16 protein-coding genes are annotated in these 16662 nt (G+C 36.8%); 3 read left to right on the plus strand and 13 right to left on the minus strand.

All coding sequences use genetic code 11. The annotated features are described in order from the left end of the window. Nucleotides 1-37: 37 nt before the first annotated feature. The 4 genes from MKY46_RS21175 to MKY46_RS21190 form a co-directional block, all read right to left on the minus strand. A complete protein-coding gene (locus MKY46_RS21175) occupies nucleotides 38-820 on the minus strand; it encodes a M15 family metallopeptidase (RefSeq protein ID WP_340835321.1) in 783 nt (260 codons plus the stop codon). Nucleotides 821-973: 153 nt separating this feature from the next. Then, nucleotides 974-1222, minus strand: a complete 249-nt coding sequence (locus tag MKY46_RS21180) for a hypothetical protein (RefSeq protein ID WP_141904297.1) — start codon at nucleotides 1220-1222, stop codon at nucleotides 974-976. 55 nt (nucleotides 1223-1277) lie between these two features. Continuing rightward, nucleotides 1278-2039, minus strand: coding sequence for a membrane protein insertase YidC (gene yidC / locus MKY46_RS21185; protein WP_036119178.1), 762 nt, complete (start codon nucleotides 2037-2039; stop codon nucleotides 1278-1280). A 164-nt stretch (nucleotides 2040-2203) separates the two neighbouring features. Next, nucleotides 2204-2998, minus strand: coding sequence for a helix-turn-helix transcriptional regulator (locus MKY46_RS21190; protein ID WP_036119181.1), 795 nt, complete (start codon nucleotides 2996-2998; stop codon nucleotides 2204-2206). Between the two features lie 505 nt (nucleotides 2999-3503). On the opposite strand from MKY46_RS21190, the gene MKY46_RS21195 reads away from it, so the two are divergent. From MKY46_RS21195 to MKY46_RS21205, 3 genes are all read left to right on the plus strand, one after another. Then, on the plus strand, nucleotides 3504-4154 hold the full coding sequence (locus MKY46_RS21195) for a LytTR family DNA-binding domain-containing protein (protein ID WP_036119184.1): 651 nt from the start codon (nucleotides 3504-3506) through the stop codon (nucleotides 4152-4154). Between the two features lie 352 nt (nucleotides 4155-4506). After that, nucleotides 4507-6027: a succinate CoA transferase gene (locus MKY46_RS21200; protein ID WP_036119187.1), complete on the plus strand. Its 1521-nt coding sequence runs from the start codon at nucleotides 4507-4509 to the stop codon at nucleotides 6025-6027. 119 nt (nucleotides 6028-6146) lie between these two features. Then, the gene (locus MKY46_RS21205; protein WP_036119191.1) at nucleotides 6147-7289 is read left to right on the plus strand and encodes an MFS transporter; all 1143 of its coding nucleotides are present in this window, start codon (nucleotides 6147-6149) and stop codon (nucleotides 7287-7289) included. Nucleotides 7290-7306: 17 nt separating this feature from the next. Here MKY46_RS21205 and MKY46_RS21210 read toward each other — a convergent pair whose 3' ends face one another. From MKY46_RS21210 to MKY46_RS21250, 9 genes are all read right to left on the minus strand, one after another. Beyond that, entirely contained in the window at nucleotides 7307-7615 is a 309-nt protein-coding gene (locus tag MKY46_RS21210; RefSeq protein WP_141904295.1) for a hypothetical protein, read from the minus strand. Between the two features lie 497 nt (nucleotides 7616-8112). Continuing rightward, complete coding sequence (locus MKY46_RS21215) at nucleotides 8113-8394, minus strand: GNAT family N-acetyltransferase (protein WP_036119196.1); 282 nt, start codon at nucleotides 8392-8394, stop codon at nucleotides 8113-8115. Nucleotides 8395-8541: 147 nt separating this feature from the next. After that, the gene (locus MKY46_RS21220; protein ID WP_141904293.1) at nucleotides 8542-9456 is read right to left on the minus strand and encodes a DUF1002 domain-containing protein; all 915 of its coding nucleotides are present in this window, start codon (nucleotides 9454-9456) and stop codon (nucleotides 8542-8544) included. 148 nt (nucleotides 9457-9604) lie between these two features. After that, nucleotides 9605-10462, minus strand: a complete 858-nt coding sequence (locus MKY46_RS21225; protein ID WP_340835324.1) for a CvfB family protein — start codon at nucleotides 10460-10462, stop codon at nucleotides 9605-9607. A 29-nt stretch (nucleotides 10463-10491) separates the two neighbouring features. After that, nucleotides 10492-10911 (minus strand): transcriptional regulator MntR, encoded by a 420-nt coding sequence (mntR, locus tag MKY46_RS21230; RefSeq protein ID WP_036119205.1) that lies wholly within the window; start codon nucleotides 10909-10911, stop codon nucleotides 10492-10494. A gap of 122 nt (nucleotides 10912-11033) precedes the next feature. Then, the gene (locus MKY46_RS21235; RefSeq protein WP_369802788.1) at nucleotides 11034-11330 is read right to left on the minus strand and encodes a late competence development ComFB family protein; all 297 of its coding nucleotides are present in this window, start codon (nucleotides 11328-11330) and stop codon (nucleotides 11034-11036) included. A 170-nt stretch (nucleotides 11331-11500) separates the two neighbouring features. Then, nucleotides 11501-13624 (minus strand): heavy metal translocating P-type ATPase, encoded by a 2124-nt coding sequence (locus MKY46_RS21240; RefSeq protein ID WP_340809568.1) that lies wholly within the window; start codon nucleotides 13622-13624, stop codon nucleotides 11501-11503. Further along, on the minus strand, nucleotides 13605-13976 hold the full coding sequence (locus MKY46_RS21245; RefSeq protein WP_036119214.1) for an ArsR/SmtB family transcription factor: 372 nt from the start codon (nucleotides 13974-13976) through the stop codon (nucleotides 13605-13607). The genes MKY46_RS21240 and MKY46_RS21245 overlap by 20 nt, the downstream gene beginning before the upstream one ends. A gap of 152 nt (nucleotides 13977-14128) precedes the next feature. Beyond that, nucleotides 14129-16498: a penicillin acylase family protein gene (locus tag MKY46_RS21250; RefSeq protein WP_340835326.1), complete on the minus strand. Its 2370-nt coding sequence runs from the start codon at nucleotides 16496-16498 to the stop codon at nucleotides 14129-14131. Nucleotides 16499-16662 lie beyond the last annotated feature (164 nt).

The raw sequence follows: 16662 nt of genomic DNA on the forward strand, positions 1-16662 counted from the left end.
GAGAGCCTGTTCATAGTGAACCGCATCTCTTCCCTTTTTATTTCACTCCTAAATATTCTTCCAACGTAATATTTTGCTTTGTAATCTCTTTTGCAATATCTTTGCCTACATAACGATAATGCCAAGATTCATACATATAACCTGTAATATCTTCTTTATTTTGTGGGAAACGTAAAATAAAACCATACTCTTGAGCATGCGCAAATAGCCATTGTCCTGCTGGCGTTTCTCCAAATTCTGCTGTCAGCCATACATCCTCTTTTCCACGCTCTCCTATATCAAACGCTAAGCCTGTTTGGTGTTCGGAATAGCCTGGTCGAGCACTGTATCGATCTGCTGCTGCTTGTCCATCACGTTTTACATAGTTATCATAAAGTGTTGTTTGATATTCAAAAGAACGATACCCACTAAATGCAACTAAATCAAATCCTTGTTGCTTGGCGGCAGCTAACATCTGATTTAGAGCTTGTCGTGCCTCTGGATTTTCTTCAGGTGCAAAGGTAGAAGGAAGTGGATATATTTTATTTGCTAGCAAAATACCATTTATGTAGGTTGGTTCAGTAGGTAATGTTTGATTTGGTAGATAACCGTTTTCGTCAAGTTGCTGCTCTGATTCTGCAGGTGTTTCAGGTGTATTGTCTGGCTCCTCTGTTGCAGAAGAGTCGTTCTCTGTAGAGTCGTTTGTTTCTGTTGTTTTTGGTTGCTCATCAGTCGCACTATTTACTTGATCATTTTTATAGTTATAGACTACAAAAATAGCTGCGATTAACGCGATAGAAATCAAAGCACCTATGATGAGCGGAAGACGATTGTTTTTCACTATTTATGCCCCTTTTAAAATATCAGGTACAACAAGGATATTGCTCTGAAAACATGCCATCCTGAAAATACCCATTTTTTTGTATTACTCGTTATAATCTTATTTTAGCACTGTTCACATTTTCAGGTGTGAATTTCCCATGTAAATATTTATTTAGTCTGTTAGAACAATGACAAATACTGCTATTGAAGCAATAGCAAAAAAGATTGCCATATACTTCATCCACTTCGCTTCTTTTACATAGCCCTGCTCTGCAAAACTTTTAGCTCTAAATCCATTTGATAAAGCGAACATAATCGTCATCGCAAGTACGGCAAAATTAAATTTCCCTATAATTATAAATACGAGTGCCGCAATACTAAAAATTGCAACAAGAATAGATGATAGCCACTTTCTGTTCATCTTGCTGACCTCCTAAAAAAGTCGAGGCAACAGAGGCGCCTCGACATTGTTTAATTTATTTTTTTGCTTTTTCGGGATGCTCCGAATAATATTTACGCCCAATATATGTTTGAATAATCAATAATGCACCACTGACAGACCAATACAGAGGTAGAGCTGCCATAGAAGACATTGAGATAAAGACAATCATAATTGGTGAAATATAAATAAACATTTTCATTTGAGCCTTTTGTTGCTCAGGTACAGTCCATAATGATACACGCGCTTGGACTAAGTAAACAATCCCTGCAATAATGGTCATAACGATATCAGGTGACCCTAAACTAAACCATAAAAACTCATGTGATTTTACATCCGCAGAATACAAAATCGAGAAATAAAGTCCCATAATAATTGGCATTTGAATTAACATCGGTAAGCAACCCATGTTAAGTGGATTAATGCCATGCTTTTGATAGAGAGCCATCATTTCTTGTTGATATTGTGTTTGCTCTTCTTTTGTCTTAGCTTCCTTCATTTTTTTCTGAACGGCTTCCATTTCAGGCTTAAACGCATCCATTTTCGTTTTCATCAATTGCTGCTGACGATAGTTTTTTAACATAATCGGCATTAAAACTAAACGAATTAGAACCGTGATCGCAATGATTGCTAAACCATAGCTTCCTGAAAAGATATCATTCCCGAAAAACTCCAGTAAAAATTCCATAGGTTTTACAAAGATACTATAGAAAAAACCTTCTTTGTTTTGCACTGCTTGACAGCCACTAAGCACAAAAACAGCTAGACCAAGCATTGAAAAGAGTTTCAAATTTTTCATTTTTCCACCTACTATAATTTATCAACTACTGTGAAGTATACCTTATAGGCTCTACCTTTATCAAATAGCAAGTGCTACTAATTTAGACCGCAGTTGTTCGTAAAAAAGGTGCGAGCTTTAGCCATGCTAAACGTTCGCACCTTTTCACATCTTATGCTCAAAATTTAAACATTCTGTAATTCAGTCTCTGCCATTTCAAAACGGTAAAATTCATGATGAAGTTCATCTCTGAAATGCTTTGGTGTAACACCAGTATATTTTTTAAAAATACGAGTGAAATAACTTTGGTTACAGAAATGGAACTGATCTGAGATAGATGTAATACTTTTATTTGTATGTCGTAAGTAGTATTGTGATTCTTCTACACGTCGAACATTTAAATACTCAACTAATGTAATACCTACATGTTCTCTGAAAATACGTGATAAGTGACTAGTACTGATATGAAAGTTATTAGCGATACTTTCTACAGTTAAATCATTCTCAAGTTCATCATTTATATACATAATTACTTTGTTGACCGTCTGATGTCGGAAAGTCGGTTGTTTGCGATCTGCAATAAAGTAAACAAAGAAATCAATTAAATCATCCGCAAATTGTAAAAACTCTGCGTCTTTCATCTGATTTTCTATCATATCGTTACAAGCAATATTAAAAGCAAAGGCTTTTTTCGAAGGTACTTGATTGTCCAGCAGTTTACGGGCAACAATTGATGATAAAACGGAAAAATAACTTCGAACAATTTTAATGACCTGCTTACCAAAACGGATTGAAAGAATATCAATTAACTCATGCAAAGACTTTTTCGCTTTGGTAGATTCTAAATGGTAAATTTCAAATATTAATTTCGACTCAATATTAAAAAATTCTTCGACACCGATATATTGATTAATATTATCGATTTCTTGGAAGTATCTTTTGGATATCGTTTCTGACATAGAATGTTGATGTAGTTGCATAATCTTCCCCATCTTTCCTCAGAGTGCACGAATTGCATGACAAAATCTGACACCAATCCCAACGAATTAAAAATAAGAAAATAGTATTTGCTTATTCAATATAAGAACTGAGTCCTATTTCACAATTTTTTATTAAAAATAACTCAAAAATAACCCAACTAAAACACCAAATCTAAAAAAAATAGACTATACAGTGGATTTTACCATATTCTGCGATTTCCTTTCAACCACATTTTACTTGCTACTCTAGTTCTAATTTATCACATACGCATAGTAGAAACCTCGTAAACTTATTCCTAACAATTAGATTTTACCATATACCTATTAAAAAAAATTAGTCATTATATAAATTTATTTACAAATTATACAAGACATCTTACACCATTTTAATGAGTCAATCGACATTTTTCTATTTTATTCCTAAATCTTCTCTATATAATTTATATGGATATGTAGTAAAATAGATGATAATACTATTTTTAAAAGTTTAGACGAGGTGTTTAAAGTGGATCCAAAACAAATAGAAGAAATAATGGAGATAATTAAGGAGTTCTTCCCTGAGAATACATCCATTGCTATCTCTGATACAAATGAATATTTGTATTACCAGCCAAGCAAAAAAGTTGATTTAAAAATTAAGCCCGGTGATCCGATTAAAGAAGGTTCAGCCGCACACAAAGCACTTAGCTATGGTCAAAAAATCAGCTCATATATCGAACCTGATGTTTTTGGTGTCGCTTACTATGGAATGAGTATTCCTTTAATGGAGGAAGGCGAAACTAAAGGAGCTATTACTGCTATCTTCCCGCAAAAACCATCAGCATTCTTAACAAATTATATTACCATCAAAATTGATGATTGCTGGTACCCAATCAAACATGATCAAGTGATTTATTTAGAAACTCAACTCCGTAAAACATTTGTTAAAACAATGACTCGTGAAGGTTATCACCGTTTGAACCTAAGTGATCTAGAGCTATTTTTAGCACCTGACTCATTTATTCGTTGTCACCGCTCTTATATCGTTAACATTGACTTCATCGATGAAATTCAACCAGATTCACACTCAACGTTTTTATTAATTATGAAAGATGGTACGCGCATTCCGGTTAGCCAACGCTATGCAAGCTACTTCCGTCGTTCTCTAGGTTTTTAATATGGACAGACAGCGAGCAATTTTATGAATTGTTCGCTGTTCTTTTTTGCGTTAAAAGAGACCACTTCTCTCCCCTCCATTAACAATTTTGACACAGTTTTTAATGTAGAAATTTTCTAATTTTATACAACTCTACAATAAAACGTTTTCTCTGTCGAAAAATCATCTTAATGCTCGATTTTCCTTTTTTTACTCAATTTAATGCTAATTCTAAAGTTTTTGTGACAATTTGGTGATAGTATTATTCAAATGGTTGGAGTCATACTACAACTGAATAAACAGAAAATTCTCAAATGTTTTTTCTAGTTTTGTAATCGGTTTCCATCAAAATTATTTAGGGGAGGATTTTTTTATGGATGCAAATGTTCAAAAACGCCTAGGTTTAAAAGAACTTGAGAGTAAAATTGTTACTGCTGAAGAAGCAGCAGCACTTATTTCTAACGGTGATGTAGTTGGGATGAGCGGTTTTACTCGTGCTGGGGACGCAAAAGTTGTGCCAATGGCATTAGTTGAGCGCGCGAAAAATGAAGAATTCAAGATTGATGTATATACAGGTGCATCATTAGGACCAGAAGTAGATAAGTACTTAGCAGAAGCTGGTGCAATTCGTAAACGTGGACCATTCCAAGGGGACGCAGGTATCCGTAATTTAATTAATTCTGGAGATGTCTTATATGTAGATGCTCATCTTTCTCATAACGCTGAGCTAGTACGTCAAGGAATTATCGGGCCAATTAAATATCTAATTCTTGAAGCTGTTGCAATTACTGAAGATGGATTAATCATTCCAACAAACTCTGTAGGTAACTCACCAATTTTTGCAGAATATGCAGAAAATATTATTATCGAGTTAAATATTTCTCACCCAGAAGCTTTAATTGGTATCCACGATATTTATGTTCCAGGTGAACAAGGTAATCGTGAAGCAATTCCAATGACCAATGCTATGCAACGCATTGGTGAAATTGGTATCAAAGTTGATCCAGCTAAAATTAAAGCAATTGTTATTTCTGAAGAGCCAGATGCCCCTTCATTAATCGTTCCACCAGATGAAGAAACACAAACAATGGCTAACATTTTATTAAACTTCTTCAGTGATGAAATTAAAGCAGGTCGTCTAACAAAACAATTAATGCCTTTACAATCTGGTGTCGGTTCTGTAGCAAACGCTGTACTAGATGGTTTCGCAGATTCTGAATTCGAAGATCTCATTGTGGCATCAGAAGTACTGCAAGATGCAGTATTTAACCTGATTGATGCTGGTAAAGTTAAATTTGCTGCTGCTACTTCCATTACACTGACTGAGGAATTACAGAAGAAAGTATACGGCAATTTAGAAAAATATGCCGATAAAATTTGCTTACGTTCACAAGAAATTTCTAACCACCCAGAACTTATACGTCGTTTGGGACTAATCTCAATTAATACGGCTTTAGAGTTAGATATCTATGGTAACGTTAACTCTACACATGTATCTGGAACACGTATGATGAACGGTATCGGTGGTTCAGGAGACTTTGCACGTAACGCACGTCTTGGTATTTTTGTTACAAAATCATATGCAAAAGGTGGAGCTATTTCATCGATTGTGCCAATGGTTTCTCATGTTGACCACACTGAGCATGATGTGGATGTAATTGTAACAGAGCAAGGTATTGCTGACTTACGTGGTCTTGCACCAAAAGAGCGTGTACCTTTAATTATTGAAAACTGTGCACATCCAGATTACAAAGAACAATTATGGGATTACTACAACCGTGCAGTTGAGGCAACAGGTAACCACCAAACGCCTCATCTTTTAGAGGAAGCACTTTCTTGGCATGTAAATCTTGCTAAAAACAAAACAATGAAAAAAGAAGTTGTAAAAGCTTAATTTCTTAATTTTTGGACGTCTAATAAGTCAAAACTTATTGGGCGTCCTTTTGTATTGGAAATGTTATAATAGAACTACGAATCTAACTTACTATAATGTTCTATTTCATCGGAGGAGCTATGAAGAAATTTATCTATGTAATTATTTTCTTTTCGTTTTTCGACCTTTTTACCCAGCTTCCTGTTATGAGTACATATGCTGAATCTTTAGGAGCATCAGCATTTCTAACTGGTCTAGCAGTGGGTATGTATTCACTTTCCAATACATTCGGTAATATCATTTCAGGCTTTTTAACAGATCGTAAAGGACCTTTTATCATACTAATTGTTGGTCTTTTCACAACAGGTTTATCGTTAACACTATATAATTTAATAGAGGAGCCAATCGCACTATTAATTGTACGTTTTATCCATGGACTTGTTGCAGGCTTCATTGTTCCTGCTGCCTTCACATTTTTAGCAAATGCTACTGAGCAAGAAAAAAGAGGTAAGGGCAGTGCTATTTCTGGTGCATTTGTTGGTATTGCTGCCATTATAGGCCCTGCTTTTAGTGGTATTTTAGCAAGTCGAACAAGTGTCCCATTTGTTTTCAATATCACGGCAAGCTTTATGCTGCTATTAGGCATTCTTGCGTTCTTTCTACTGAAAGCAAACCAAGTAAAAAAAGAGAAAGCAGAACCGAATACATATATTCCGATAAGGGTCTTTTTTAAGAACACGGGAACATTAAAAGCCTTTTTAGGAGCCTTCTTCTTAATGTTTTCTCAAGGTGTCATTGCTTATCTACTTCCGCTCAAAGTCCAATCTTTAGGCTATGACTCTCGTTTAAGCGGTACTTTAATGAGCACATTTGGTATAATTGCTGTTCTTGTTTTTCTTTTACCAACGAACCGCATTTTTGATAAGGTTGATCCTCTGAAAACATTGTCTGTTGGTATAGGGTTAATGGGCATAAGTCAATTATTAATTAGTCAAGCTGATTCTAACACTTTACTTTATATAGCGATGGCTTGTTATGGCGTCGGTTTCGGTTTCCTATTCCCTTCAGTCAATTCCTTACTAATTGACTCTACAACTGCTGAAGTACGAGGAAAAGCGTATGGTTATTTCTATGCATTTTTCTCTCTTGGCGTCGTTTTAGGCTCTTCTTTATTAGGCTGGCTGTCACTTGGTACAATTAGCGGCTTTATATTTACTGGAATCGTCCTTTTGCTCTTTGCAGGAGCGATCCTTATTTCACACAAAAGACCTTCTCATGCTTAAATGAGAAGGTTTTGTTTTTATTTTTCTTTTTCTTGAATTTCTTCGTTATAGAAATGGACACCTGTATGTCCTCCACCCTCTGCTACCATTTCATTCGAAGCAATTTTAGTTGGAGATGTGCCCGCCTCTGTTGCTACCTCTGTTGAAACTCGTTCTGTAATTCTGTCATCCATATTAGGTCCAGATGTGAGATACGATTCGAATTTAGCTTTCATACTATTAAACATCGTTAGTGCTTTATCACGATTCTCTTTTTTACTTAAGTAAGATGCTGCTAATCCCGCTAAACCTGCAAGGACAACACCTGTTCCTTTTCGTTTTGCCATGATCTATGACCTCCTAAAAATATAAAAACTAGCTCTGTAATATAGTTTTTCCCTATTCTTAGAAGAATAAACATTATTTTTTTATAACTTCTAGCATATATATAAATGTAAGACTTATACTTGCTTTTTTATCTAGTAATGATACTGCTATTCAATACAATTCGTCTCGTTTTTATTGCAGACAATCACACTCCATCTCCTACCAAAACTCACTTGAAAACCTTCTATTTTTTCATTCAACATAATTTTGTAACTATTTATGATTATAAAAGGCAAGTAAAGGGAATTAATGAATTAATACTAAAAATAGGAGAGTGGTTAGGATGAAAGAATTCGATTTAGCTTATGATTGGATAGATATGGCTGCATTACTAGGTGGAGCTAGCTTCTTAACGGTATTAATTTATAGTGTCACTCTACTGTAAGGAGCTGCTTACATGATTTGCTCTAGCAATTAAAAGGCAATCCGCTTAATCAAAAGCAGATTGCCTTATTTTTTATTGTTTCACGTCATTATATGCATCTGATTTTTCAAATGCCGCTACAACATAGGAGCAAACGGCCTCCATTTTATAACCCTTTTCACGTGCATACGATGCTGCTTGATCGAGTAATTGTTTGGCCACACCTTGACCACGGAGCTTATCTGATACATATGTGTGATCCATTACCATCACTGAGCCATTTTGCTGCCAAGTAATTTCTGCGAGTTTTTCCCCTTCTTGCTCATTCAAAAATGCATATTGATTTTCCGCTAGTTGCTGTAATTGGAATTCCATTTCTCACCACTCCTTTTTTTCATAGTACCATAGCTTTTTATATTTTCACAAAATTTGTGTACTCTTTGTGTTATGCAAAAAAAATCTGAACACCCACTCTAGCATACTGAGTAGGTATTACAGATTTTTTTTAACGACTATAACACTTTAGTTAAACCATGAAGAAATGGTATCTTTTAGATTTGCAAAGAAACTTTTCACACTTTCCCAGAAACCTTTATCTTCCATTAGTGAGCCGAATTTTTCTTGGATTGTGTTACTAATATCATTTAACTGTTCAGACCATTTACTAAAATCAATGTCTAGTTTACTGATTTTATTCATTAAATCTACTAGCAATTGACGGTCCTTTTCACTTAAATTAATTTCAAGTTTGTTTAATTGCTCTTGTACGATTTTTTCTACTTCTTCACGTGTTGTTGGCTTCAATTCCGCAATTTGCTTTTTAATTTCTGTCAGTAACTCTGCAACCTTAGCATCATCTACCCCTGCAGATTCTGCAATAGATGTAGCCACTGATAATTCTTCGTTGGCAACATCGGTACGCTCAATATCAAGCGTTTCGCCTGTTGTAACCTCATATGCCTTGTAAATACCTACTAGCGCTGAATGTCCCGTAACAGCTTTTGGCGCAGCTACTTGTACCGTTGCATCTTGAATTCCTGCCGTAAGCATCGCATTCGCGTACATTTCAGAAGTTACCTGCGTAATATTAGATGGCGTTACAATCTCTATAACTAAACCTTTTCCCGTATCTCTACGTGTAATTTTCGCAGAAGAATACATACGAGAGCTTGAATTACTATCTTTAATGTATTTTACTAGATCCTCACCAGACACAGTAATTTCTTCGATTTCAGGTTCTTCACTTACTTTTAATGATTTTTTGACAGATTCTTTTTCAGCCTCAGATAAATTTGCTCCATATACGACGATAGGTACGCCCAATTTTTCATCAATTGCTTTTGGAGGCGTATTATCAGATGCAAACCCTGTTGCTGGTGCCATCACTCCAAATACCAACATTGTAGCTGTTAGTATTTTAATCCATGTTTTTTTCAAATCGTGTGACCCCTTTCGCTAAAACATCTATTAGCCTGTATAATGTATGCCACTATACAATTATTAGTACGAAAAAAAGACGAGAAGGTTTCAGATGTCTCTCGTCACTTTTTCTGTGGTAATGCAATTCTAGCAAGTGAATTTTCCACTAAACTTCTTCAGTCCAACCGTCTTGTTGCTTTATTTTACCAGCCTTCATGAGTGTTCCTAGTGCACGTTTAAATGCCCCTTTACTCATATTGAACATTTCTTGAACCTCTTCAGGGGATGATTTATCACCAAATGGCATTTTGCCGCCCACATCTTGTAGATAAGTCAATATTTGCTGTGCATCATTTGAAAGTCGTTCATGCTTTCTTGGTAAAAGGGAGCCATTCATCGAACCATCCTCTTTTACGTCGATAATCCGTACAACTACATCTTGCCCTAATCGAGGCTCTGCATTGCGCTCTGATTCATGAACAAAAATACGGTAAGGCGCTTCTACCCCTAGTAAAAATGTGCCAACTGGTAACAAACGATATGGACGTGCCTGAATGTTTTTATTGTGCATATCTTCTAGTGCACCTTCATATAGTTCTGTCACTTTTTCTTCCGTTGCCAAACGTCCAAATAAATCACCATTTTGATCCGTACGCAATGTCATAAATACATGGTCACCTGGTTCTGGCCACAACTCTTTTACTGCTGGTAAATCCTCTGCTCTTACTAAAACCTCACGAGATGTACCAATATCTACAAAAGCACCTTCACGTTCAACCACTTTCAAGACACGAGCCCAGCCATATTCTCCTTGAGTAAAAGCTGGAATAGCCGTTGTAGCAGCCAAATCACCACGACGATCTACAAATAAAAATACTTCAAGGCGATCACCTACTGCTAGTGGCTCTGTTACCTCTGAAGCATTTAAAGGGAGTTCTTCCACTCCATTTGTTAAAATCCATTTCGATGCTTGTTGCTCTAATACCGTTAATGTAACAACTTCACCTGATTGTAATGCGTTCATATTGTCTTCCTTTCCTTCACACCATCATTTTAAAGATTATGCTGTGTCTTAGATGCCTCTAATTTTTTCACGATGTCTGGATTCTCTTCCATTACTTGCACAAGATCTGCAATACGATCGATTGAATTCCAACTTAAATGATGTTCAATTCCCTCAACATCATCATAAATACGCTCTTCATCCACACCAATCATTCGTAAAAACTGCTCGAGCAATTCATGGCGCTGCACAAGACGCTTGCCAAGCTTTTCTCCTTTAGGCGTCAATGTCAGTCCACGGTATTTTTCATAAACTAAATAACCATCTTTATCTAATTTTTGAACCATTTTTGTAACAGAAGAAGGAAGTACAGATAATGCTTCAGCAATGTCAGACACACGCGCATATCCTTTGTTGGCGATTAATAAATATATTTGTTCGATATGGTCTTCCATACTAGGTGTTGGCATATCCTTTTCCCTCTCTTTCCTTTTCTTACTCTCTAGTTTACTACAAGCTTGGCTTAAAAGTTAACTGAAAATACATATGTCAGAAAAACACTTCTTCTCCAACTTAAAAAGAGCCTCTTCTATTAAGAAGTAGGCTCTACTTTGTGTCGAGGATACTTATTTACCACATGTAACGCATGAATAATCTCTTTGTTGATGCGCTCAATACTTTCAGGAGTATTCATTTCTTTAAATGCCTCATCTCTGGCTTCCATAGATGTAACATACTTACTTGGCAATGCATTTAGTGTAAGTGCCACCGTGTCGAATTCACAGATTTCGCATTTACAAAATGTTTGATATTCTGGTCCTCGTAGTAAAAAGCTTACTAAACCACGCACAATCTCTTCTGTAACATTTACTAAAATAGGATCTGACATATTCAAACTTTCGCCTCATTTATATTTAATTGTTACATTACTCCTGAAACTATAATAGCCTTTTAAAAATGCTTTTTCAAGAATCCCTAGTAGCATCTATTCGCATAAAATTCATAGCGTTAGCGTGAGATTAATTTCCTACCTTATTTTACATAACTACACCTTACATACTACTTTTTTGCTCTAATTAGTCTTAAAGAATTAAATACAACTAATAGCGTAGCACCCATATCCGCAAAAATTGCTATCCATAATGTCAGCCATCCTGGAATGACAAGCAACAACGCAATTAATTTTAAAACTAGGGCAAATATAATATTCTCTTTAATGATGCGTAATGTTTTTCTGCTCAAGCCAATGGTATACGGAAGTTTGGTTAGATCGTCACCCATTAAGGCAATATCCGCCGTCTCAAGAGCTGCATCTGTTCCTGCTCCACCCATGGCAATTCCTACATTTGCAGTTGCTAATGCTGGTGCATCGTTTACCCCGTCCCCTACCATCGCTACAGCACCAAATTGTGCACGTAAATCCTTAATCGCCATTAATTTTTCCTCTGGTAATAAACCAGCGCGCACATCTGTCATCTTTAATGAAGTAGCAATAGCTTGTGCTGTGGGTTCTGCATCACCTGTTAACATCACCATATGCTTTACTTTCAAGGCATTTAATTTTTGTAATACGTCCTTACTTTCATGGCGCAATTGATCAGCAATTCCAATAAGCCCAATAAATTGGCTATTCGAAACAGCTGCTATTACTGTTTTACCCTGTTCTTGCAATTTTTTAACTTGATTTTCAATTTTTTTATCTACAGTAGTTAATGTCACTATCCATTTCATACTGCCTACATAAATAATCTGATTGTCTACTGTAGCATACGCACCCTTACCTGTTACTGATTGGAAATCTGTTGGTACTAACTCTGGTAAATTTTTATCATGCGATTTTTTTAAAATAGCTTTAGCCAAAGGATGCTGAGACTGCTTTTCTACTGCTGCCACTAGTTGTAATACATAGTCCTCTGACCAGTTATCTGTTGTCACAATATCCGTTACTGCTGGTTGTCCCTCAGTTAATGTACCTGTTTTATCAAAGGCTACAGCTTCAATATGTCCTAATTGTTCTAAATGAACACCGCCTTTAATAAGTACACCTTGCCTTGCAGCATTCCCAATTGCCGTTACAATGGCAACTGGTGTAGAGACAACAAGTGCACAAGGACATCCTACAACTAAAACAGCTAAACCTTGGTAAATCCAGTGCTGCCAGTCACCTACTAATAATGGTGGAATAACAGCTACTAGAAAAGCAATAATCATGATGGCTGGTGTGTAATATTTTGCAAAGCGATCAACAAATTGCTGAGAAGGTGCTTTTTCTGCCTGTGCTTCTTCTACCAGATGAATAATTTTGGCAATGGTTGTGTCTTCCACACGCTTTGTCACACGTACTTCGAGCGCACCCTCTTCATTAAGAGTCCCAGCAAATACTTCATCATTTACTGTTTTATTAACAGGAATCGATTCACCTGTAATGGCTGCTTGGTTGACTGCAGACAACCCGCTAATCACAATCCCATCCATCGCAATCTTTTGCCCTGGCTTGACAATTAAAATATCACCTATCTCAATGTCTTCTGTTGGTAGTTCCATCTCATGGAAGTGTTCTCCGTGAGCTCTTTTAATAATAGCTGTTGGTGGAGCTATATCCATTAACTGACGGATGGACTGACGAGCTTTATCCATTGAATACGCTTCAAGCGCCTCACTCACAGCGAATAAAAAGACGACAACAGCCGCTTCTTCCCATTCGCCAATAATAGCAGCGCCAATAATGGCAATCGTCATAAGCGTTTTCATATCAAATTCAAAGCGCGCTAGATTTCGGAAGCCTATTTTAAAAATGCCAACTCCACCCACAAGGATCGCTAATATGAACATCGCTATCGGTAGCGGATGTGATTCCTCTAGCATACTAACAAATAGATAACCTAAAATAACAAAAAGCAAAGATATACCAGCTAGAACATTCTCTTTTTTACGGTAAAAAGGGGTAGCATTGTCAAGTGTTCTTGCTGCTGATTGGGTAACCTTAATGCCATCAAAGGCACCTGCTTCTTCAATTTGATCGACACTAATAGGGCCGATTACAGTAATTTTAGAAGCGCCAAAATTAACTTGTGCATCCTGTACAGCAGGTATAGCCTTTACATTCTTCTCAAATTTCGCCGCACAGCTGGCGCAGGATAGATTTTGTAGCCTGTATTCTTGTTTAGTTGGTGTCGCTGCCATTGGCAATCCCCTCTTTCGCATGTTCATAGGCAATTGTTACAATTTGGTATATATGCTCATCTGCTAAAGAATAATACATTTGCTTTCCTATACGGTGTGATCTGGCTAAATTATTTTCTTTTAAATATCGTAAATGATGGGATGCTGTCGCTACTGATGACCCAATAATAGTTGCAACATCACAAACACATAATTCATCTTCTACTGTTAAGGCATAGGCAATTTTAAGTCTTGTTTCATCAGATAATGCTTTTAAAAATTTTGCTACACCTGACAAATCAGGCATTTGTTGTTGTACCTTCGTGACCGCTTCTTCATGTACATGCGTCACCTCACATATTTCTTTTGGCATTTTCTCACCTCATTCAAATATTCGTTTGATTGTAATCAATATAACATATTATTCCATCATATTCAAACGAATATTTGAATGTTAATGATCTATATCATTGTAATTTTTAATAAAAAAAGTTAGCGCACTTATTATGTACGCTAACCTTTTTATTACTGTGCCTTTAATTGTAATGTTTTTCCTTTTATATCTTCTTGTTTCACAAACGTTTGATGATAATCACCATTCGCCCAATCAAGCACTTGATCCTGGTACCAATCAGACTTTACGTGCCCGCTCTGACCAGGACCAACAATATGATAGGCTGAGCTTAAATCTCCTACATCTACCACAAAACGCCAAGATGCACCATGATTTACATTACCAGCTAAATCATTATCTGCTGCTTGTACAGTAACCTTCGATCCCCCGATTGGAACCTTTTCAGCATTAAAGTAAGCGGCAAGAATTGGTGAGGCACTACCCAATGTATGATCAAACGTAAGCTGATGGTAATCACCCCATTGCCACTTCGCTGCATTTTTGCCGAATTGATCTTGTAATTGTGCAATTGTCAGCTCGAATGCCTTATAAACTGTCTCATCCACACCACCCTGCTCCTCAATCCAAATGCTTTTCTCTCCTGCATATGCTGTACGTAAGAGTTGGTCTGTAATATTAAACTTCCCATACATGATGTCATACATATCTTCAGGCATTTGATCCTTAAACAACACTTCCTGTAACTTAATCATAAGTGTATGGAAGACAAGGGGGGCACCTGATTCCTTTGCATCTACCATATCCCAATCCTCTAACATAGCAATAATCTCTGTGTACTGACCATCCTGCTCTTTCGCTTTTATAGATGTTAATAAATCGGGTAGAAACTCTCTTGCATAAAGATTATGCTGATCCATTTGCAAATCCATCATATCTTCTACTGTAATTCCATCATTTTCCTCTAGCACTTCTTTAATTCTCTCGAAACGATAAGGCTGCGCCCAGAAATCCGTGATGTGATAAGGATAGTCCTCTCCAATGACTTGGTTATTCGCCGTTGCAATAAAGCCTTCCTTTGGATTCACTACAGTCGGTAGTTTATCCCAAGGAATAAAATCTTCCCAGCCATAGTCACTAGAATCACCTGGCACTGGTAATTGTCCATCACCTTGCTTACGAATAGGTATTTGACCATTAGCTTTATAGGCAATAGTGCCATCCTTTGAGGCAAAAACAAAGTTTTGAGCTGGTGCCTTAAAATCTTCTAATGCTTTTTCAAAGTCCTCCCAAGATTTTGCCTTATTAAACCCAAGCACCGCTCTCAATTCCGCTGTAGGTTGAAGCGCTGTCCATTGCATCGAAAATTGTGCTGTGGGCTCAGTATCCTTAAAAGCTAAATCTGTCATAATAGGGCCGTGACGCGTGACAACGACGTCAAAATCTACCGTTTCACCATCCTTCACCTTGATTGGCTCATCACGTACCTCCGCTTGCTCCCACTGACCATCATAGCGGAATTGTGTTGGGTCATCCGGATTTGGTATTTCAATATATAGATCCTGTACATCTGGCCCCACATTCGTAACACCCCAGGCAATTTCATCATTATGACCTAAAATAATACCTGGAATTCCTGCAAAAATAACACCACTGACATTTTGTTGTGGGGATTGTAGGTGCATTTGATACCAAATAGAAGGTGTACTTAACCCTAAATGTGGGTCATCTGCTAAAATCGGTTTTCCAGATTTCGTTTTATCCCCAGAAACAACCCAGTTATTACTACCATTAAATTCATTTGGTAATAAATCTGCACTAAACTGCCCTGCCACTGCTACAGGAGTTTGGATATTGGCCTCGATAATGGACGAAGCATTTTCAGGATATTTAATAAATAATTCCTTCGCCTTTGCTTCATCAAAGTTTTGTAATGCCCAGTGACGGAAGGCTAATGTATTCCAATTTCCGCCCAAATCATAAGCCATATATTTACCTATCGTTAAGGAATCAACAACCGTCCATTCCTCAGGTTCATAGCCTAACAAAGCAAATTCATAGCTTAAGGTATTGTTTTCCTTCGCCTGTGCAATAAAAGCATTTACCCCTTCAGCATACCATTCTAGTACTTGCTTACTTTCTTCATCATAAGCTGCTAATGATTTCTCCGCCGCATCACGTAAACTGAACGTACGGAAGTGCTTGTCCGTATTAACGGTTGCTTCCCCAATGATTTCAGATAATCGACCACTTGCCTGTCTTCGTGCTAAATCCATTTGAAACAGTCGATCTTGCGCTTGGACATAACCTTGTGCACGATACAGATCGGCATCTGTTTCAGCCAAAATATGCGGAACCCCTTTATCATCCCTTGTGACCGTCACATCCTGATCCAGAATAGTAACAACTAACTCACCATCAATTACTGGCTTGGATTTATTCATAAACCATGTAAACCCAATAAAAGTCACAACAGCCAAAGCAGCTAATACCCCAGCAAAAACAATGAGCCACTTTTTCCACCTAAACTTTCTCTTTCCCACTGCATAACCCCCTCCTTGCACTATATTCACGTTTTACCTTCCCAAACCCGTTTTAACGAGCAAATTTTTTAGCGAATTTCCGTATGTTATGTATAAAAAATCTTCTTTAAATACAAAATTTTATATCAATCCGCTATTAAAATAGTATAAACAATAAGAATTTT

It is taken from the genome of Lysinibacillus sp. FSL M8-0355 (assembly GCF_038008985.1).
In the GTDB taxonomy this organism is placed as follows: Bacteria; Bacillota; Bacilli; order Bacillales_A; family Planococcaceae; genus Lysinibacillus; species Lysinibacillus fusiformis_D.